Source organism: Caballeronia sp. LjRoot34 (assembly GCF_964253815.1).
GTDB lineage: Bacteria > Pseudomonadota > Gammaproteobacteria > Burkholderiales > Burkholderiaceae > Caballeronia.
In genome coordinates, this window is the sequence record NZ_CAXUSB020000003.1 from 529,870 (window position 1) to 548,984 (window position 19,115).

Below are 19,115 nucleotides of genomic sequence, written 5' to 3' on the forward strand. Positions count from 1 at the left end.
GACTCGTTTCCTAGTTGGCCCACGGCAGCGGAGCGTCGTTCATGCCCCAGTAAAGGCTCTTCTGCTGCATGTATTCGCGAATGCCGAGGTGGCCCTTTTCGCGTCCCATGCCGCTGTCCTTCCAGCCGCCGAATGGCGTCGAAATCGAAAATTGCTTGTACGTGTTGATCCAGACGGTGCCGGTTTCCAGCGCGCGGCCCACTCGCCATGCGCGTTTGTAGTCGTTCGTCCAGATACCGGCTGCGAGCCCGAAGACGCTGTCGTTGGCTTCGCGCATGAGCGACGCTTCGTCGTCGAAAGGCAGCACGACGAGGACCGGCCCGAAGATTTCTTCCTGGCAGATGCGCGCCTCGTTGGTCAGGCCGTCGAGGATCGTGGGCGAGTAGAAGAAGCCTTGTTCGCGGTTCTCGCCTGCGGGACGTTCTCCGCCGCACAGCAGCTTGCCGCCCTCTTCCAGTCCGAGCGCCACGTAGCGCTCGACCGACTCGCGATGCTGGCCCGTGATGAGCGGCCCCATCTGCGTGTCCTCGCGCGATGGGTCGCCCACGCGCAGGCGTTTCGCGCCTTGCACCAGGCGCGCGACGAACGTGTCGTAGATCGAGCGCTGCACGAACAGGCGCGAACCCGCGATGCACGACTCGCCCGACGAACTGAAGATGCCGTACAGCACGCCATTCACGGCATGGTCGATATCGGCATCGGCGAAAACGATGGTCGGCGATTTGCCGCCCAGTTCCAGAGAGACTGGCATCAGCTTGTCCGCCGCCAGCCGCGCGATCCCGCGCCCCACTTCCGTACCGCCGGTGAACGCGATCTTCCTGACCAGCGGATGGCGCACCAGCGCGTCGCCGACAATCGATCCCTTGCCCGGCAGAACGCTCAGCACGCCCTTGGGCACGCCGGCCTCTTCGCAGATGCGGGCAAGCGCCAGCGAAGCCAGTGGCGTCACCTCAGCGGGCTTTAAAATGACTGCATTGCCGGCGGCCAGCGCCGGTGCGAGCTTTTGCGCATCGGAAGCGATGGGGGAATTCCACGGCGTGATTGCCGCCACGACGCCGAGCGGTTCATGCACGCTCATCGTCATGAAGTCACCGCGCGAAGGCGTGAGCGATTCTTCAAGCGTCTCGACGCACGCAGCGAAGTAGCGGAACGTGTTGGCCGCGCTCGTGACCAGTCCGCGCGTCTCGGTGATCGGCTTGCCGTTGTCGCGGCGTTGCAGTTGCGCGAGCGCTTCATGGCGCGCGGTGATCAGGTCAGCAATGCGATGCAGCACGGCCGCGCGCTGATGCGGTTTCAAACCCGCCCAGTTCGACTTGCGCCAGGCCGCATCGGCCGCTTCGACGGCCTCGCGGGCGTCGTCCGCGTTGGCGGCGCTGATCTCGGCGTTGATCGACTGGTCGGCCGGGTACAGGCTCGTGTAAGCCGTGCCGCGACCGGCGCGCCATTCGCCGCCGATCAGGATGTCGCTCGATACAAGAAGACTGGATTCGGGAGAGTTCATTAAAGTGTCCTTCGGGTCAATCAAATTACGCAGCGCGCTGCACGGTTGCGCAGGGCACGGATCGCGCTGAACGCCGTCAGCGCGGACGTCTTGGGATTGTCAGGAAGCGGCTTGCCGCACATTTCCAGCGACATCTCGCCAAACGCGCCCCGCGCCACGATTCGATGCACGTTGCGTTCCACGCGCGGGTCCGCGATAAGCCGCACGATGGTCTGATCGAGACCGAGACCGGCCAGCGCGATGGTCGCCGCAACGTTCGCGTTCTTCGGATAGAGACGCGCCGCATCACGCGCACTGCCTTCGAAAATCACGCGTTCTTCAGTTATGCTCAACAGGTCGAACAAGTCTTCCGCCGGCGTGCCGAGCCAGCCCGAGGGGGGCTTGCGGCCCGTATACAGCACTTCATCAAGGCCGCCTTCCCGGGCGGCAGCCAGCGCGTCGACGCCGCCGATAGCCCCGGACAACAGCGTCAGCGTGGCCTCGCCTTCATCGGCCGCGCTCGACAATGCATCAAGCAGCAGCCCGTCCGATAACGCCCCAATCGATGCCACCGCGCAGTCCGTCCCCGCTTTCAGCAGCGGCACCACGTGATCGAGCAGCGCGCCATGTCCCGCGCATTCCAGCGCGAAGTGCGGACGGCGGCAGAGCGCATCGACGGACGACACGACATCGACATCCCGGCCGACTTGCGCGCGCACTTCGGCCGCGTGGCGCGACGGCACGATCACATGCGACACGCGCACCATCGGATCGGACGCCATCGCGCGATACACCGCCGAGCCGATCGCGCCGAAACCGATCATCGCGACATCGACGGGTACGGTGTGGCCCTGGGCGTCACGCATATTCAGGCTCCTTCGGCTCTTCCTTCTTGACCGGCGGACCGGCGAACGCCGTCGCAAACGAACCCACGGACACCATGTCCACCTCGATCATCACGGGGCCGGTTTTCTCATAGCCTTGACGGATGATTTCTTCCGCCCGATCCAGCGAGGTAATACGGTGGTGGGTCATGCCGAAGCTTGCACAGAACTGTGCGAAATCGGGTTGATGCAGATCTACGAACATGCGCCGGCCGCCGTATTGCGCGTCCTGGATGTTGCGGATCACGCCATAGCACTGGTCGTTCATCAGCACGATCATCACGTTCGCGTCTTCCTGCACGGCCGTCACGAGTTCACCGACGTTCACCATCAAGCCGCCGTCACCGACGAGACATATAGTTTTCTTAGCCGGGTGAGCCAGCGCCGCGCCGATCGCCATCTGCATCCCCTGACCGATGCCGCCGCCCAGCGCATGCACGCCCGAGCGCGGCTCGAAGACTTTCAGGAGGCGATTGCCCCACGTGCTGTTGGAAATCGTGACGTCGCGCACCCAGTTGTAATCGCGGCCGATCACGCGTTGCAGTGATTCCACGAGACGCTTGTACGGGCCCAGGCCCTTGGCCACATCGGCTGTCGCGGTTTCGCGCGCGGCCGCCAGATCGCCGGCGAATGACGGATCAATTTTCAAATGGCCTTCAAGGCGCGTCGCGAGTTCATCGAGGATGGACAGCGAATCGCCATGCACGAACAGTTCGTTCTTATAGCCGCGGTTGTCAGAGCACGCATCGGCATCGATCCGATACAACGGTGTCGGCAACGCGAGCTTGTACTTGAGCGTCTCATTGCCACGCAGACGCGAGCCAACCACAAGCATGGCGTCGCAGGTTTTGTAGAAGCTCTCCACGGCCGGATGCACATTGAACGCGCCGAGCGTGGCCGGGTGATCTTCCGGGACCACGCCGCGTCCCTGCACGCTCGTCACCACGCCAAACCCCAGCGCAACAAGCCGGTCCACAGCATGGCGTGCGTGCCGCGTGCCGCCGCCAAGCCACAGCAACGGACGCTTCGCGCGCATCAGCGCCTGGGCCAGTTGTTCGACACGCGCGCTGTCATGCGTGAGCGTGCTCACGTGAGGGGCGGCGAGATCGGCCGGCCATTCGATTTCAGCCGCCTGGATATCGATGGGAATCTCGACGCTCACCGGTCCGCTCGGCGCGGTGAACGCGACGCGCACGGCCTCACGCACGGTGGCGAGCGCGGTGTCGACCGAGCGCACGCGAAACGCCGCTTTGGAAATCGATGCCAGCATGGAAAGCTGGTCCGGCGCTTCGTGAATGTAAGCCAGGTCCTGATCGAGAAATTGCGTCTCGATCTGGCCGGTGATATGCAGGAGCGCGGTGCCCGCCGTCAGTGCTTCGACCATCGCACCGGCTGCGTTGCCGGCGGCCGTTCCCGTCGATGTAAACGCAACGCCGAGGCCGCCTGAGACACGCGCGAGGCCATCGGCCATGTTCAGCGCGCCTGCTTCGCCGCGCGCGCCGACGTAGCGAATCTTGCCGCGCGTACCAATGGCATCGAGGATCGGCATGTTGTGGATCGAGATCACGCCAAAGGCCGTGCGAACGTCGCATTGTTCGAGAAAAGCGGCGATCACTTCGCCAACGGTAGTGGTGTTAGACATGACGTGCAAACCCTCCGGAAACATCGATATGGCTCCCCGTCGTATAGGACGACAGGTTCGTGGCCAGATAAAAGAGTGCCTGCGCCGCTTCTTCGGGACGTCCGAAGCGGCCAAGCGGAATGTTTTTCTTGCGTGCCAGTTCAGCCGTCCATGCTTCCCAGCTCTGACCGTCCTGCGCCTGAGCCGCGTGCCGACGCCGCCATTGACCCGACTCCACGATGCCGATCAGGATCGAATTGACGCGAATGCGCTGAGGCGCGAGTTCGGTGGCGAGCGACTTGACGAGACTCAGCACCCCGGCGCGTGCCGACGATGTCGCGACCATATGCGGCTCGGGTTGCAGCGCCAGCAGCGAATTCACGCAGACGATTGACGGCGCCGGTGCGTCGCGCAGCATCGGCAGGAACGCGCGGGTCGGACGAATGATGCTGAAATACTTGAGGTCGAGTTCATCGCGCCAGGCTTCGTCGGTGGTATCGGCGAAAGTGGATACGCGGCCCTGCCCCGCGTTATTCAGCAGCATGTCGGCGCGGCCGAAGCGTTCAGATACCTTCTCGGCAAATGCTTCGACATCCTGTGCATTGAGTACATCGCATTTCACAGCGAGCAATTGGGCATTGGCGAACTGACTGCTCAACTGTGCTTTCGCGGCTTCGAGCCGCGTGGCGTCACGTCCGCAAATTGCTACCGATGCCCCGGCGCGCAGGAACAGTTCCGCTGTCGCGAGGCCGATGCCCGACGAGCCGCCGGTGATCACGGCCACCTGGCCGGTGAGGTCGATCTGGATCATGATTTCAGTCCTAGCGATTTCAGATATTGGCTTTGCGTACCCGGCCGGTAGTTCAGGCGCGAAGACAACTCGGCCGCTGCATGACGCACCTTGTCCACCAGGCCGGTATCGAGCAGCGTTGCATCGATTTCCGGCCGTGGAATCGTGGTCGTGATTACCGCGACAATGCGGCCCGTGTCGTTGCGCACCGGCGCCGTGACAACAGATATGCCGCGCTCAAACGATGACTGGCTGATCGCATAACCGCGCTCGGCATCGGCGCGAACCATGTCGTAAAGCGCCTCGACCGTTTCCGGCGTGAGCCGCGTAAAGCGATCGAGCACGGGCTCGGGATACAACGCACGCAGTTCATCGAGGGAAAGATCTCCCATCAACACGTGACCGTGCGTGGTCGCGTGGGCAGGCAACCGCGTACCGACATTGACCTTGACCGAACTGAAAATCGGCTCCTGGCTTTGGGCCTTCGCTACGAACACGACGTCGCGGCCGTCGCGAATCAGGATGTGGCTCGTGAGCCCGGTCGAGGTGCGCAACGCTTCGATGATCGGCAAGCCAAGATCGGTCAATTCCAGCGAGCTGAGATACTCGAAACCCAACCGCAATACTGCAACGCCCAGTCTGTAGTTGCGATCCTTGTCCGCCCGTTCGAGGAAGCCCAGCGATTCAAGCGTCTGCAATAGCCGGAACACGGTTGTGCGCGGAATCTTCAGGCGTTTCGACAGTTCCGGCGCACCGAGCACCGGCTCGCGCGGTGAGAATTCGGCCAGGATCTTCAAGCCGCGTTCGAGTCCCGGCACGATGTAATTGCCATCGTCCTTCTCAGCGTCGTCAGCCGTTCTGGCGAGGGTTCCGAGTGTCATTGCGTAGCTCCCATACATTGCGCGCTGAACGCCTCGATCAAGGCGCTGTAGCGCACCGGCGCTTCGATGTAGCCCGCATGACCCGCACCCGGAATCACTTGCAGGCTGACGTTGGCGGCTTTCGCGATCTGTTCGCAGGCAGCGGGCGGTGTGATCGTGTCTTCGGCGCCAACCGCGACCGCTATGCGGCCGTTGTAGTGCGTCAGGTCAGACGCCAGATCCGCGTTGGCGAGAAGATGCGTCGCCTGCGCGTAGCCGGCCGGGTTGATACGCGCCATGTTCCATCGCACCCACTCTCGCGCTTCATCGTCCGCACCGGCCGACACCATGTTCGCGCTGCGCTTTTCAGCCAAGCCCTGCGGCCCGAGTTCAGCGAGCATCGCAAGGCGCGCATCACGCTTCTCTTCACGCACATGCGCCGGTGCCGCGCCGTATCCCGCTGCCGGCGACAACAGCAATAGTCCTGCTACGCGCGCCGCCTCGCGGGCCGCGAACGAACCCGCGATGAGTGAGCCGAGCGAATGGCCCACGAGGACGCAGCGCTCGATCCCGAGTGCATCGAGCCAGTCGCTCAACGCGTCTGCATAGTCCGATGCCACAGGTGATGCAGGCTCAACGTGGCTCGACTTTCCATACCCCGGCGCGTCCCACGCAAACACCTGATGTGCGTTTCCCAGCGTCTCCAACTGGCGCACCCAGGATGCCGCGCCCGAGCCAATACCGTGCAGCATCACGATCGGCATGGCGCTCAGGTGCTTGTCACCTTTGTCACCCGCCTCGCGATAACCGATCGTGCGTTGCGCGGTATCAACGCGTTGCTCGGGGAAACGAACCAGCGCGTCAGCGTGAGTAAGTGTGAAAGCAGACGATGTCATCGGCTTAACGCTTCAGCTTGGCCAGCGGAGAATCGGGCGGATACGTCGGCGTGATCGGCTTGGCCGCGCCGAGCATCACGCACATGAGCGCGTCTTCATCGCCAATATTGATTTCCGTGCGATACACGCCCGGCGGCACCGAGATCAGGTCACGCTCGCCGACAACCGTTTCCCACGACTCGCCGTCCTTCTCGCACACCACTTTCATCTTTCCGCGAATCACGAAGAAAATTTCTTCGACGTCCATGTGAATATGGCTCGGGCCGATGTTGCCGGCCGGAATGACCATGGTGGAGAACGTGAAGCCGCCGGCTGGAACCGTGTTGACATCCTTCGCCACCCCGGTGCCGCCCGTCCCGACATAACGCATCTGCGCCCGGCGATACTTCGGGTCGTAATCCGCCTGGAACTTCAGTGCGTCCCAGTCGTACTTGCGCGTTTCAAGACGCGCGACGCGTGAATCCATCCATTGGGCAAAGCTCGCTTCTTCCGGCTGTTCCCACGACTTGCGTTCGATATCCGTATCGGCCATTGATTGCTCCTTCAAGGTGTTGAGTTCGTTACTGCCTGAGTGAGTGACTGAATCAGTTCATGACGAAGCCGCCGTTCACCGGCAATAGCTGGCCGGTGACGAAGCGCGCTGCATCGGACAAGAGAAACAGGACGGGGCCGTTGACGTCATCGGGAACCTGCGCACGATTGAGCGCGCGGCCCTTGAGGTAATACTCGTGACGCTCGGCCGGCACGTAAGCGGTCGCCTCGACTTCGGTCAGCCCGGGCGCAATGGCGTTCACCGTGATGCCATGCGCGCCGAACTCGCGGGCAAGCGTCCGGGTCATCGCGATGACGGCGCCCTTGCTCGCCACATAGGCGAGCAATTTAGGCGCGCCCCACAAGGCCGTATCGGACGCAATATTCACGATGCTGCCCCGCCCTGAGGCACGAAGATGCGACATGACTGCAACACTCATGAGCCAGGTTCCGCGAACGTTGACGTTCATGACGGCGTCCCACGTCGCGGTGCTCAGTTCGTCGGCGCTCTTGCCGCCCGAATTCGTGATCGCCGCATTATTGATAAGCCCATCGATGCCGCCCATCAATTCGGCGCTCGTCGCGACGCACGCCTGAATGCTCGCCGGATCGTTCAGATCGAGCGGCACGAAGTCCACGCGATGACCTGCTTCGCTCAGCGTCTTCGCAAGCGTCCGGCCTTCGTCTTCCAGCACGTCGCCAAACGCTACTCGCGCACCCGCTTGAGCCAGCGACGTGACGAACGCGGCGCCCAATCCACGCGCGCCGCCGGTGACAAGAATGCGGCGTCCGGCGAGCGCGTCACGCATGACCGTGCTCCGGCTGTTGCTCTTTCAGCGCATCGAGCGCTGCAAGATGTTGTTGCGCGCGTTGCTTGAACAGGCGGCGCACGCGCGTCATGCCGACATCGTGCTGATACAGAAACTCGTGGTCACGCGCGTTCGGCGCCATGCTTTCGAGCACGTATCTGTCCTGTTCCAGCACCGCCCAGTGCAGTCCTTCGAGGCGATTGCGATACATGAATTTCCACGCATCACGCTGCCAGCCTGAGACCTTGCGGGTACGCCAGAAATAGACCTGGCAATGGTTTTCATCGACAGGAACCGCGAAGCCGACGATTCCAAAGTTGCCACCCGGACCGAACTTCTTCTTGTACGGAATCGCAAGACGCATCCACAGACAACCCGTTTCACCGATCTCGACCCAGTCGAAATTCACGTCGCGCTGGCCGACCTTTTCGAACATCAAACCGGTCTCCGTCTTGCGCACGCGCATGTCGGCCTGCTTGTCGCCATCGGCCATCGAGTGGGACGTGGCGTGCAGATACGCGCCATGCATCGGGTCCATGACGTTGTCGATTGCGTACTGGTAATTGCACTTCCAGTGCGACATGCACAGGAAGCTTGCGTATTCCTCGCCGACCAGTTCTTCCGGCAATTGCAGCGGCGCAGGTTCCTTGTTGGCGTCGTCGCCGAACCAGAGGAAGATCGCGCCCGCATGTTCTTGCGCCGGATACGACTTCACGCATGTCTGCCCTTCAAGCGGACACGCGGACACGGCTGGCACCTTCTGCACGGTGCCGCTGCCATCCACCTCGATGCCGTGATACCAGCATGCCACGCTGCCGCCGAGATTCCATCCAAGCGACAGACGCGCGCCGCGATGCGGGCAACGATCTTCAAGCGCATGAACGTGGCCTTCGTTGTCACGCCACAGCACGATCTGATCGCCCAGGCGCGTCAGGCCGATCGGCGCGTTCGCCACTTGCCAGCTCGGCGCGACGGGGTACCAGTAATTACGCAAGCCTCGATCGAGATACGCCTGAACCGGTTCGATCTCAACATTCGCGTTATTTGTATTGGGGGACGTCATTCAATACTCCTGATATTGATAGAGGCGGCGTTCAATCGGCCAGCGTGCGGAACTCGGCGGCGAGCCGCTCTTCGGTCCACGCAGCACCTTCGGGCGTGCGAAAGCCGATACCGTTCAAGCCGTCGGCAACCTGATCGAGCTCGACCGCGCCTGCATCGAACACACGTTCGAGTGCGTCGCCGAAGTCGTTTTCGTATTGCGTGGGCTCGGCCTTGCGCGTTTGCCAGATAAAGTTTTCAGTCTCGCCCGGCTTTTCGATCACGCCCTTGCCGGCCACGTTGTTCGGCTGCGGCGCAAGCCACGGCTTGAGCGAGGGATTGAAGTTGATGGTTACTTCGCGCGCATCATTCGTTGCCATGTCATTCCACCTTGATCTGGATTTCTTCACCGGCGAGCCGGACCGCGTAGGTCTTCAAGTCGCGGCCACCGGGCTCTTTCAGGCACTTGCCCGTCGGAATATGAAAAACGGCTTCGTGCAGCGGACATTCGACCGTGTCGCCATCGACAAAACCTTGCGTCAGCAGCGCGTAAGCGTGCGGACACACGTTCTCAAGCGCATACAACTCGTCGCCCACGCGATAGATACCGACCTCCGCGCCGCCCTCGATCTTGTATTCGATCGGAGAGTCCTCCGACAGATCACCGGCATGTCCGGCGCAACGCCATTGCTCAGCCATTGCTCACTTCCTCCGGGGTTTGTTTTGTTCCACCTAAGGAACATTGATTTGCATGTGGTTATTATAGGAGTGGTTTCTCGCTGGTCAAAAATAAAAATGCGGCTCTTAGTGAAAACACTGAGACGAGCTTGAATCAGACAATTCCCCTCTCTTGTGCGATATGCGCGTCTATCCCGCTTTTTCTTTCAAAACAGTCAGTTACGGCCCATTTTTGGTGCCTGCCAAGTTCCCCGGGTCACAATTTCCGATCGCACGAATTTATTTTTTCCCAGCTTGAAAACTCAATATACTTTCCATAGGCAAGACGTTGATCCATAGGTGGAACACACCAATCGATCATTCGACTTGAGGGAAAGGGAATGCGTTGCGGGCTGGTTATCAGCGCCCGCGAATCAATCGGACGATTAGGAGAACGTAAGGTGAAACACATCATCGCGGCGGGGTTGATCGGAGCGGGCGCTGCATCGGGCGCGTGGGCGCAAAGCACCGTTACGCTGTACGGCAGCCTGGATGCCGGCGTTGCATACGTCAGTAACAGCGGCGGCCATGCCAAGTGGATGGAAGAGCAAGGCAACATGCAGCCGGACCGCTGGGGCATTCGCGCGGTCGAGGATCTGGGCGGCGGGCTGAAGTCAATCGTGCAGTTGGAGAATGGCTTCTACACGACCACTGGTGCGTTTGCGAAGAGCGGTGTCGAGTGGAACCGGCAGGCTTTCGTGGGTCTCAGTTCAGACCAGTTCGGCAAGGTCACCTTGGGGCATCAAACACCGTTTTCGTTTGACTACCTCGGGCCGCTTTCCACGGGGTATCAAGCGGCAAGCTGGTATGCGTTCCATCCGGGAAATATCGACGAGCTCGCGGATACCGGCGTGGTTCCCTACGACAACTCGGTGAAGTTCACCTCGGCGAGTTATCACGGGCTCACCATCGGCACGATGATGGGGTTGGGCAACACGACCAACTTCTCCACGGGCAAGTCAGAGGGATTCGGCGTGAATTACGTGAACGGTCCCTTTACCGCGGCCGCGACTTACTCGAATGAACATAACCGCTCGGTCTCGGTCTCGACACTCGGCTATGTGACTTTTCAGAACCAGCCGGCCGCGACTTATACCGCCGATAAAGTCGAGAACATGGGCGCAGGCGTTTCCTATACGCTCGGCAACGTGCTCATGCATGCGTTGTACACACGCGTGAAACTGGAATCGGGTAGCGTGTCCGACGTGTTCCAGAGCTACGATGCGGGCGCGACCTGGAAGGTGGTTCCGGATAACTGGATCGCGGGCGGCGCAGCCACAACGACATTCGCCGGCGAGCGTTATACGCAGTTCGAGATTGGCGACATCTATCTGCTGTCGAAGATGACGCAGGTGTATGTGAATGCGCTGTTCGAGCGCGCCAGCTCAGGGGCGAATGCGGCGCTTTACACGGCGGGCGTATCGAGTAATCGCAATCAGGTGGCATTGCTCGCCGGCATCCATCACTCGTTCTAGGCAAGCTCCAGGCAGAGCCGCCAAACAGCGTCGCGCATCTACGCGACGCTTGCCCTTTCAATCCAATTTTTCGGTGCGGCGCGTGGCCAGCTTCGCGGTGGGGTCCCCGTCAGCGGGCCGGTATCCCATTCGCATCGACAATTCGATCGCCGCGCCGCACACCGCGGTAACGAGGTCGTCCTTCTCACGCGCGGTCCCGAATTCCGAACGCGGCACCGTGACCGTGACCGCGGCGACTATGCCTCCCGAGCGTTCACGCACCGGCGCCGTCACCACCGAGATTCCCCGCTCAAACGCACCTTCGCTCGACCCATATCCCTGCGATGCACACACCCGCACCCGCGCTTCCAGTTCGCTTACCGTGCCCGGCGTCCGGTCCGTGAACTGCTCAAGACGTTTTTCCGGATAAAGCGCGCGCAGCTGCGCCAAACCCAGATCGCTCATCAGCACGTGACCGTGCGTGGTTGCATGCGCGGGAAAACGCGTGCCGACATGCACCCTCACCGAACTGAACATGGCGTCGTGACTCTGGGCCTTGGCGACGAACACCACATCGCGCTGATCGCGGATAAGCAAATGGGCATTCAGGCCGGTCGCGTCCCGAAGACGTTCGAGGATCGGCGCCGCGAAGTCAGTCAACTCGAGCGAACTCAGGTATTCGAATCCAAGCCGCAATACCGCGACGCCCAGCCTGAAATTGCGATCGTCATTGACACGCTCCAGGAAACCCAGCGATTCGAGCGTCTGCAGCAATCGGAATGTCGTCGTGCGCGGGATGCCGATACGCTTCGATAATTCCGGCGCACCCAGGATCGGTTCGCGAGCGGAAAACTCCGCGAGGATCCGCAAGCCGCGTTCGAGGCCCGGGACCAGATAGGACGCGCCGGCGGCGGTGTCTTCGGCGCTCTCGGCAGCGTCGTTCTGTCCGTCAAGCGCGGACGTTTTTTCAGTGGTGGGTTGTTTGGGCATACCGTCTTACTCGGAATCTCGTCGGCAACTATCATAACCGACGCGATCGGCAGTTTAGACGGATCGTTGAAGCGCTTCCATGCCCGTCAGGCCACCACGTGAAAACCGGCGTCGGCGTAGATGGTTGAACCAGTCAGCGTCATGCCAGCGTCGCTGGCGAGCACGGCCGCGATACGCCCGATTTCCTCGATCGTGACAAGATGCTGCGCCGGCGTGCGTGCGCGGACCTCGTCGAGAAGCGCATCGAAGTGATCAATGCCGGACGCCGCACGTGTCATCACCGCGCCAGCGGAGATGGCGTGAACATGAACCCGGTGAGTCGCGAGATCGGCCGCCAGATAACGCACGCTTGATTCGAGCGCAGCCTTGACCGGACCCATCAGGTTGTAATGGTCGACCGCCCGTTCGGCGCCGTAGAAACTCACTGTCATCAGGCTGCCGCCGTCAGTCATCAGCGGCAACGCCAGCTTCGCCGTGCGGATGAATGAATGGCAGGACACGTCCATCGCAAGCGCGAAGCCCTCGGCGGAGCAATCGACGAGGCTCGCGTGAAGATCGGCAGCGGGCGCGAAGGCGATCGAGTGGAGCACGAAGTCGAGCTTTCCCCATTCCCGCTTGATCCGCGCGAAGACGGCTTCGAGCTGGCCCGGCACGCTGACGTCGCAAGCCATGATGAGGGCTGCCGGCAGCGTCTCGGCGACAGCGCGCACATACGGCTCGGCTTTTTCGTTAAGGTAGGTAATCGCGAGTTCGGCACCGGCCGCGCGGAACATGTGAGCACATCCTGCAGCGATGCTGTGTTCATTAGCAATGCCAATGACCAGACCACGTTTTCCGGATAGATCGATGAGCGCATTCATGCAGTGACTCCTTGGCCATGAAGAATGGAAACAGCTTCGTCCGCGATGATCTGCTCTTCATCGGTCGCGAGCACTAACACGGTGACGCGACTGCTGGCGGCGCTGATAATGGTCGCATTGGCGGCGTTCGCCTGGTCGTCCAGTTCAACGCCGATCCACGCGAGACGCGCGCATACCGCTGCACGGACCTGAGGCTGGTGTTCGCCGATCCCGGCGGTGAACAGGAGGCAGTCCAGGCCACCGAGCGTGGTCGCGAGCCGAGCTGCTTCTCCCGCGATTCGAAATGCGAAGAGATCGAGCGCCTCGCGCGCTTCCGGCCGTGTGCTGGCCGCGAGTTCGCGACTGTCCGCGCTGATCCCCGAAACGCCGAGCAAGCCGGATTGTTCGTACAGGATCTTTTCAATCGCTGCAGCGCTCAAGCCTTCCTGCTGCATGAAATGAAGGACGACGCCCGCATCGAGCGCGCCGCAGCGCGTAGCCATCGGAATGCCATCAAGAGTCGAGAAGCCCATGCTGGTGTCGCGGCTCGCGCCTGCGTTCATCGCGCACAGGCTTGCGCCGCTGCCAAGGTGTGCCGCGATCAACTTACTATTGGCGAGCTGAGGAAACTGATGCGCAAGAGCGCGGGCAATAAAGCTATACGAGAGACCGTGAAAGCCGTAGCGTTTGACGCCATTATCGAAGAAACGGCGTGGCAGCGCGAAGCGGCGCACAAGGTCCGTTTGCGTGCGATGAAAGGCGGTGTCGAATGATGCCGACTGCACAAGGTGAGGCCGCAGGTGTCGAATAGCACGAATCAGCCGGACACTTTGCGGCTGATGCAACGGGGCGAGGGGCGTGAGCTGGACAATCGCGGCAAGCGCTTCATCGGTGATGGCGACCGGTCCGGAAAAGGTGTCGCCGCCATGCACGACCCGATGTCCAACCGAGACCAGATCCGTCAGCGAAAAATGCGTCGCAAACCAATTGAGCGTTTCGTCCAGCACCTCGTGCAGGTTCTCTGTGACAACGGCCTTCAGAAGGATATCGTGAACGGCGCCCTCATTCATCAGATGCAGCGAGAGCGGCACGCGCCGGAAATCGATCATGCCCTGGCCAATCCTCGTCGCGCCACTGGACGAGACGCTGAACAGGCCGATCTTGATCGTCGATGAGCCGGGATTGAAGGTAAGCAATAGCGGCGCGCTCATGATGGCAACGCCGTGCTGAGCAGCGTGCGTTGCGCGACTATCCTGGCCAGCGCTACCGACGCCAGACGCACCCGCAGACTGTCGGCGCGGCTGGTCAGGATGATCGGCAGGCGTGCGCCGAGTACCAGCCCGGCGGCATCGGCGCCGCTGAAGTACATCAATTGCTTGGCCAGCATGTTGCCCGCTTCCAGGTCGGGCACGAGCAGGATGTCCGCCTGCCCCGCGACCGGCGAGACGATCCCCTTCGTCTTGGCCGCCGCCATGCTGATGGCATTGTCGAAGGCGAGCGGGCCGTCGACAATCGCGCCACGAATCTGGCCGCGCGCGGCCATCACAGTGAGCGCGGCTGCGTCGAGCGTGGTCTGCATGTGCGGATTGACGAGCTCCACCGCGGCGAGCACGGCTACACGAGGTTGCGCGATGCCGAGCAGATGCAGCAGGTCGATCGTGTTCTGGCAGATATCGCGTTTCTGTTCGAGCGAGGGCGCGATGTTGACGGCGGCATCAGTGATGAACAAGGGCTTGGGATAGGCGGGCACGTCCATCGCGTAGACATGGCTGATGCGCCGTTCGGTCCGCAGGCCGGACGCCGAGCCGACAATCGCCGCAAGCAACTCGTCCGTTTCCAGGCTGCCCTTCATGAGGGCTGCGACCTTGCCTGCCGCACCCATTTCGACGGCGCGCGCGGCGGCCGCATGGCTGTGTTCGACCGCTTCGATCGTCACCCCGGCGAGGCTGACCTCCGCCAATTCGGCGGCGGCACGAATCTTCGCTTCCGGGCCGATCAGCACGGGATCGATCATCCCTTCGTTGCGGGCCTCGATCGCCGCCTTGATCGCCTCCGGGGAGCACGGGTGCACGATCGCCGTGCGCAAGGACGGCATGCTCTGGGCTTCGCGGATAAAAGCGTCATAACGACCGTGGCTTCGCACCGAAACATCCGGACGGGCAAGCCGCGGCCATACGATAGTCTCGGCCGGCGCAATCACCGTCGCCAGGCCGATCAGGACGACCTCGCCTCGCTGGTTGGTGCAACGCGTATCGAGCAGCACGATCCGTTTGTCCGCGCGTTTTTCCTTGACGATCACGGTCGCTGTCACCACGTCGCCCGGTACGACCGGATGACGGAACTGCAGGTCCTGGTCGAGATAGATCGTGCCCGGTCCGGGTAGTCTCGTACCCAGCAACGCAGAGATGAGCCCCGCCGTCCACATGCCCTGCACGACGACATGACCGAACATGTCGTGCGCGGCGAAAGCCGCATCGACGTGGGCGGGATTGACGTCGCCCGACATGGCGGCAAACAGCTGGATATCGTCGAGCCCGGCGGTGCGTACGAGCGACGCCGACTCACCGATCGCGAGTTCATCGAAGGTACGGTTGTGAAGGAGGTTGTCGTCCATGGGTCGCTCTCAGTCCTGAAGTACGTAGGTGCCGGGTGCATCGACAAGGGTCACGCGTTCTTCAGCAGCGAGCCCCATGTGCGGTGGTGCGACTAGATCCTTTGCTGAACGGCTGGCGAGCCAGGCGGTCCATTCGGTCCACCATGAACCGTCGCGCGGTTCGGCGGCGGCGATCCATTCGTCCGGGCCGACGCGAAGATCCCCTCCCGCTGCGTATTCGATCCTGAACTGCCGGTTCGCGTGCCCCGGTTCGCTGACGATGCCGGCATTGTGGCCGCCGCTCGTCAGCACGAACGTGATCTCCGTGCTGGACAGGTAGTGGATCTTGTAGACCGAGCGCCACGGCGCAATATGGTCGCGGTCAGTGCCGACCACGAACATCGGCGCATGGATGTTGCGCAGCGAGATGGGCCGTCCATCGACTTGATACCGGCTCGACGCGAGGTCGTTGTCGAGAAACAACTTGCGCAGATACTCCGAGTGCATCCGATAGGGCATGCGGGTCGAATCGGCGTCCCAGGCCATCAGGTCGAACATGGGCGTGCGATCGCCCAGCATGTAGTCGTGAATGACATGGGACCAGATCAGGTCGTTCGACTCCAGCATCTGAAACGCGCCCGACATCTGGCTGGCGTCAAGATAACCCTTCGACCACATCATGCTTTCGATGAAGTAGACCTCGCTGTCGTCGATGAACAATTGCAGCTCGCCGGGTTCCGTGAAATCCGTTTGTGCGGCAAGGAGCGATACGGAGGCGAGCCGCTCGTCGCCGACGCCCGCCATTGCCGCTGCGGCTATCGACAACAATGTGCCGCCGAGGCAATAGCCCGTCGCATGGATCCGCTGATCCGGCACGATTTCGCCGATGGTATCGAGCGCGGCCATGACGCCGAGCGTCCGGTAATCATCGAGACTCAGGTCCCGGTCTTCTGCGCCGACGTTGCGCCACGAAATGCAGAACACCGTGTAGCCCTGGCCGACCAGGAAGCGGATCAGCGAGTTGTGTGGCGAGAGATCTAGTATGTAGTACTTCATGATCCAGGCGGGCACGATCAGGATTGGCTCGGCGACGACCTTTTCGGTCGTGGGACTGTACTGAATAAGCTCGATCAGATGATTGCGAAAGACCACCTTGCCGGGCGTCACCGCGAGAGCAACGCCGACCTTGAACTGATCGACGCCGGCGAGGGGCTGGCCGTTCGCCTGGCGTCGCGCGTCTTCGAGCAAGTTGCACGCGCCCTGCAGAAGATTGGCGCCCAGCGTGGCCTGGGTTCGCTGTATGACCTCGGGGTTGGTGAACGGCGAATTCGTCGGCGAGGACATGTCGAGCAACTGGCGCACGCCAAAACTCACGACGTTTTCGTGATGTTTCGTCGCGCCCGGTACGTCACGGGTCGCGGCTTGCCACCATTGTTCGGTCAGCAGGAACATCTGCTGCAAAAGTCGATAAGGCTCGGTCTGCCAGACCTCCGCGCGAAAGCGGTGATCTCCGGGTGCTGGCTGCGCAAGTGGCGCGGCCGCGTTACCCGTCAGGCTGCGCAGCACGTAGTCACCGATCTGGCCTGCATTCGCGGCGGCTAGCGACGCCAGCTCCGCCCGTTTTCCCGGCGCCGACGCGAGATGGATCAACCAGTCAGCAAAAGCCAGCGATTGCGCTGCAGGGGACAGGCCGCCCGTGAAACGAGCGATCGTTGCCTCCTTCGTGTGATCGAGCGCGCGAAAGGCGTTGGTGGCAGCGGGGGAAACCGGTTGCTGCGGGAGTGCGGGGTTACCGGTGGAAACAATCCTGGAGCGAGTGTCCATGAAGATCCTTCAGGTCAGTCTTGCTTACCTTGCAGCGACGTGTACGAACCCATGCGAGAGTCTTCCTCAAAACGTGAATGACTACGCGCAGAGGGTGATGTTGTTCGTGAGACCCGATGAAGCCCGGTGAGACCTTTAAGGGCAAGGCCCACCCATCGCGGCCGTTGTGACTTGCCTCGGGAACAGCGATTCAAAACGACTGTAGCGGTATCTTTTTCGGCGCAGTTGATCTGCGTCAAGTCGAAGGTGTCGAGGTTTTCCTCAGGCCGACGCTGCGTTCAGATGTCAGCGAGATGTCAGTGGGATCAAGATGCTTTCGCTCGACTAACGTTGTAGAACGACTGGAAATAGAAGATCTGGGAATTGCACCATGACCGCCCGCGGCGGTGGCGATATCTTTGATCTACATCACTCCTGGAAACCGCTAAAGGCACAGTATCTGGACACACCGTCTTGGAGTGCGTCGTGCCATCCAACTCTCCCGCATCATCGCGTACCGACTGTTTTCACCCCGCGTTCATTGTCGCCTGGGTGTTCTGCCTGATCTTCTATTTCGGGCAGTACGCATTGCGCTCGGCTCCGGGCGTCATGGTTCCAGAGTTGACCCATGCCTTCGCGCTTTCCGCGCTCGGCGTAAGTTCGCTCGTCGGGCTCTACTACTACACGTACTCGCTATTCTCTCTCGTTGCCGGCGCCTCGCTGGATCGGTACGGCGCGAAATACGTCATCCCGCTAGGCGTCGCCATGCTCGCGGGCGGGGCCGCGCTATTCGGAGCCGGATGGGTCGCTTCCGCGGAGTTCGGCCGCTTGCTCCAGGGCGCCGGTGGTGCATTCGCCTTCACCGGTGCCGTATACCTCGCCACCCACGGCTTTCCGCCACGCTATCTGGCTACAGCCGTCGGCTTCACCCAATGCTTCGGCATGTTGGGCGGATCGGCAGGTCAGTTCGTCGTCGCGCCGTTGATTCATGGTGGAATTGTCTGGCAGCAGTTCTGGCTGTATGCGGGCTTAGCAGGCGTGATTGTCGCGGCCCTCATCCTGATCCTGACCCCTGCGGATCACGATGCCCGGACAGCGGAACAGTCGTCAATCTGGTCGATGTTCACACCGTACAAGACCGTACTGACAAATCCGCAATCGTATCTGTGCGGGTTCGCCGCAGGCTTGCTGTTCCTGCCCACGACTATCGGCGACATGATCTGGGGTGTCGCCTTTTTGCGCGACGGCTGGCATATCGACTATGCGCAAGCTGTCAATCGCGCGTCAATGGTGCCGCTTGGCTGGGTAATCGGCTGTCCCGTGCTCGGGTACATTGCCGACCGGATCGGCCGCCGCAAGCCCATGTTGATCGCTGGCGCTCTCGTGATGCTGGCAGCCGCACTCTCCATACTCTACCTGCCGCAGAACACCCTGCCGCCCTACCTGGCTGGCTTCATTCTTGGATTTGGGTCTGGCGCCGCGATGATTCCCTACACCATCATCAAAGAAGTCAATCCGGATCATGTGAAAGGCAGCGCGACGGGCGCCATCAACTTTCTCGTGTTCACGTTCAGCGCGGTGATGGCGCCGCTATACGGCTGGCTTTTGACAAGAATTTCAGGTGGCGCGGAACTGTCGCTGCCGGTCTTTCAAAAGGCGGGAACCGTGGGCATCGCCGCCATCGTGCTTGCAATCGTCTTGTCGTTGTTCTTGAAAGAGACAGGCAGCGCAGTGAAGGCCCGGTCTGGCACGACCGGCGAATCTACGCCGCCGGTGCCAAATCCGTCTGCGATCACGGAGCATTGAA

The 19,115-nt window shown here is 61.6% G+C and carries 18 protein-coding genes; 2 read left to right on the top strand and 16 right to left on the bottom strand.

Annotated features, from left to right (window positions below; translation table 11 throughout):
* Positions 1-10 precede the first annotated feature (10 nt).
* The 11 genes from ACSQ36_RS33385 to ACSQ36_RS33435 are packed head-to-tail and all read right to left on the bottom strand — an operon-like array spanning position 11 to position 9,611.
* A complete protein-coding gene (locus ACSQ36_RS33385; protein WP_436185356.1) occupies positions 11-1,501 on the bottom strand; it encodes an aldehyde dehydrogenase in 1,491 nt (496 codons plus the stop codon).
* A gap of 20 nt (positions 1,502-1,521) precedes the next feature.
* On the bottom strand, positions 1,522-2,346 hold the full coding sequence (locus tag ACSQ36_RS33390; protein ID WP_436185357.1) for an aspartate dehydrogenase: 825 nt from the start codon (positions 2,344-2,346) through the stop codon (positions 1,522-1,524).
* On the bottom strand, positions 2,339-4,006 hold the full coding sequence (locus ACSQ36_RS33395; protein WP_436185358.1) for a thiamine pyrophosphate-binding protein: 1,668 nt from the start codon (positions 4,004-4,006) through the stop codon (positions 2,339-2,341). The genes ACSQ36_RS33390 and ACSQ36_RS33395 overlap by 8 nt, the downstream gene beginning before the upstream one ends.
* Positions 3,999-4,796, bottom strand: a complete 798-nt coding sequence (locus ACSQ36_RS33400; RefSeq protein ID WP_436185359.1) for an SDR family oxidoreductase — start codon at positions 4,794-4,796, stop codon at positions 3,999-4,001. Before ACSQ36_RS33400 ends, ACSQ36_RS33395 begins: the two co-directional genes overlap by 8 nt.
* Complete coding sequence (locus tag ACSQ36_RS33405; protein WP_436185360.1) at positions 4,793-5,656, bottom strand: IclR family transcriptional regulator; 864 nt, start codon at positions 5,654-5,656, stop codon at positions 4,793-4,795. The genes ACSQ36_RS33400 and ACSQ36_RS33405 overlap by 4 nt, the downstream gene beginning before the upstream one ends.
* Positions 5,653-6,531 carry an alpha/beta fold hydrolase gene (locus ACSQ36_RS33410; protein WP_436185361.1) on the bottom strand — a complete coding sequence of 293 codons (879 nt, stop codon included), beginning with the start codon at positions 6,529-6,531 and terminating at the stop codon, positions 5,653-5,655. Before ACSQ36_RS33410 ends, ACSQ36_RS33405 begins: the two co-directional genes overlap by 4 nt.
* Before the next feature lie 4 nt (positions 6,532-6,535).
* Complete coding sequence (locus ACSQ36_RS33415; protein WP_436185362.1) at positions 6,536-7,063, bottom strand: cupin domain-containing protein; 528 nt, start codon at positions 7,061-7,063, stop codon at positions 6,536-6,538.
* 52 nt (positions 7,064-7,115) lie between these two features.
* On the bottom strand, positions 7,116-7,871 hold the full coding sequence (locus ACSQ36_RS33420) for an SDR family oxidoreductase (protein WP_436185363.1): 756 nt from the start codon (positions 7,869-7,871) through the stop codon (positions 7,116-7,118).
* On the bottom strand, positions 7,864-8,934 hold the full coding sequence (locus ACSQ36_RS33425) for an aromatic ring-hydroxylating dioxygenase subunit alpha (RefSeq protein ID WP_436185364.1): 1,071 nt from the start codon (positions 8,932-8,934) through the stop codon (positions 7,864-7,866). Before ACSQ36_RS33425 ends, ACSQ36_RS33420 begins: the two co-directional genes overlap by 8 nt.
* A gap of 31 nt (positions 8,935-8,965) precedes the next feature.
* Positions 8,966-9,292 (bottom strand): recombinase-like helix-turn-helix domain-containing protein, encoded by a 327-nt coding sequence (locus ACSQ36_RS33430; RefSeq protein ID WP_213764902.1) that lies wholly within the window; start codon positions 9,290-9,292, stop codon positions 8,966-8,968.
* Position 9,293: 1 nt separating this feature from the next.
* A complete protein-coding gene (locus tag ACSQ36_RS33435) occupies positions 9,294-9,611 on the bottom strand; it encodes a non-heme iron oxygenase ferredoxin subunit (protein ID WP_122179916.1) in 318 nt (105 codons plus the stop codon).
* 359 nt (positions 9,612-9,970) lie between these two features.
* Here ACSQ36_RS33435 and ACSQ36_RS33440 point away from each other — a divergent pair, with 359 nt between their 5' ends.
* On the top strand, positions 9,971-11,104 hold the full coding sequence (locus ACSQ36_RS33440) for a porin (RefSeq protein ID WP_218627289.1): 1,134 nt from the start codon (positions 9,971-9,973) through the stop codon (positions 11,102-11,104).
* 57 nt (positions 11,105-11,161) lie between these two features.
* Here ACSQ36_RS33440 and ACSQ36_RS33445 read toward each other — a convergent pair whose 3' ends face one another.
* The 5 genes from ACSQ36_RS33445 to ACSQ36_RS33465 all read right to left on the bottom strand — a co-directional run bounded on the left by ACSQ36_RS33445 (position 11,162) and on the right by ACSQ36_RS33465 (position 17,329).
* On the bottom strand, positions 11,162-12,073 hold the full coding sequence (locus ACSQ36_RS33445) for an IclR family transcriptional regulator (protein WP_436185365.1): 912 nt from the start codon (positions 12,071-12,073) through the stop codon (positions 11,162-11,164).
* A gap of 86 nt (positions 12,074-12,159) precedes the next feature.
* Positions 12,160-12,921 (bottom strand): enoyl-ACP reductase FabI, encoded by a 762-nt coding sequence (gene fabI, locus ACSQ36_RS33450; RefSeq protein ID WP_213764987.1) that lies wholly within the window; start codon positions 12,919-12,921, stop codon positions 12,160-12,162.
* Positions 12,922-12,929: 8 nt separating this feature from the next.
* Positions 12,930-14,123, bottom strand: a complete 1,194-nt coding sequence (locus ACSQ36_RS33455) for an acetate/propionate family kinase (RefSeq protein ID WP_436185366.1) — start codon at positions 14,121-14,123, stop codon at positions 12,930-12,932.
* Positions 14,120-15,526: a bifunctional enoyl-CoA hydratase/phosphate acetyltransferase gene (locus tag ACSQ36_RS33460; protein ID WP_436185367.1), complete on the bottom strand. Its 1,407-nt coding sequence runs from the start codon at positions 15,524-15,526 to the stop codon at positions 14,120-14,122. Before ACSQ36_RS33460 ends, ACSQ36_RS33455 begins: the two co-directional genes overlap by 4 nt.
* A gap of 9 nt (positions 15,527-15,535) precedes the next feature.
* Complete coding sequence (locus ACSQ36_RS33465) at positions 15,536-17,329, bottom strand: PHA/PHB synthase family protein (RefSeq protein WP_436185368.1); 1,794 nt, start codon at positions 17,327-17,329, stop codon at positions 15,536-15,538.
* A gap of 465 nt (positions 17,330-17,794) precedes the next feature.
* Between ACSQ36_RS33465 and ACSQ36_RS33470 the strand changes: the two genes are divergently transcribed.
* Positions 17,795-19,114 (top strand): MFS transporter, encoded by a 1,320-nt coding sequence (locus ACSQ36_RS33470; RefSeq protein ID WP_213764896.1) that lies wholly within the window; start codon positions 17,795-17,797, stop codon positions 19,112-19,114.
* Position 19,115: the final 1 nt, after the last annotated feature.

Excerpts from the sequence above, each read along its gene's own strand:
- ACSQ36_RS33385 (WP_436185356.1), bottom strand. The coding sequence starts at position 1,501 with ATGAACTCTCCCGAATCCAGTCTTCTTGTATCGAGCGACATCCTGATC.
- ACSQ36_RS33390 (WP_436185357.1), bottom strand. The coding sequence starts at position 2,346 with ATGCGTGACGCCCAGGGCCACACCGTACCCGTCGATGTCGCGATGATC.
- ACSQ36_RS33395 (WP_436185358.1), bottom strand. The coding sequence starts at position 4,006 with ATGTCTAACACCACTACCGTTGGCGAAGTGATCGCCGCTTTTCTCGAA.
- ACSQ36_RS33400 (WP_436185359.1), bottom strand. The coding sequence starts at position 4,796 with ATGATCCAGATCGACCTCACCGGCCAGGTGGCCGTGATCACCGGCGGC.
- ACSQ36_RS33405 (WP_436185360.1), bottom strand. The coding sequence starts at position 5,656 with ATGACACTCGGAACCCTCGCCAGAACGGCTGACGACGCTGAGAAGGAC.
- ACSQ36_RS33410 (WP_436185361.1), bottom strand. The coding sequence starts at position 6,531 with ATGACATCGTCTGCTTTCACACTTACTCACGCTGACGCGCTGGTTCGT.
- ACSQ36_RS33415 (WP_436185362.1), bottom strand. The coding sequence starts at position 7,063 with ATGGCCGATACGGATATCGAACGCAAGTCGTGGGAACAGCCGGAAGAA.
- ACSQ36_RS33420 (WP_436185363.1), bottom strand. The coding sequence starts at position 7,871 with ATGCGTGACGCGCTCGCCGGACGCCGCATTCTTGTCACCGGCGGCGCG.
- ACSQ36_RS33425 (WP_436185364.1), bottom strand. The coding sequence starts at position 8,934 with ATGACGTCCCCCAATACAAATAACGCGAATGTTGAGATCGAACCGGTT.
- ACSQ36_RS33430 (WP_213764902.1), bottom strand. The coding sequence starts at position 9,292 with ATGGCAACGAATGATGCGCGCGAAGTAACCATCAACTTCAATCCCTCG.
- ACSQ36_RS33435 (WP_122179916.1), bottom strand. The coding sequence starts at position 9,611 with ATGGCTGAGCAATGGCGTTGCGCCGGACATGCCGGTGATCTGTCGGAG.
- ACSQ36_RS33440 (WP_218627289.1), top strand. The coding sequence starts at position 9,971 with ATGCGTTGCGGGCTGGTTATCAGCGCCCGCGAATCAATCGGACGATTA.
- ACSQ36_RS33445 (WP_436185365.1), bottom strand. The coding sequence starts at position 12,073 with ATGCCCAAACAACCCACCACTGAAAAAACGTCCGCGCTTGACGGACAG.
- ACSQ36_RS33455 (WP_436185366.1), bottom strand. The coding sequence starts at position 14,123 with ATGAGCGCGCCGCTATTGCTTACCTTCAATCCCGGCTCATCGACGATC.
- ACSQ36_RS33460 (WP_436185367.1), bottom strand. The coding sequence starts at position 15,526 with ATGGACGACAACCTCCTTCACAACCGTACCTTCGATGAACTCGCGATC.
- ACSQ36_RS33465 (WP_436185368.1), bottom strand. The coding sequence starts at position 17,329 with ATGGACACTCGCTCCAGGATTGTTTCCACCGGTAACCCCGCACTCCCG.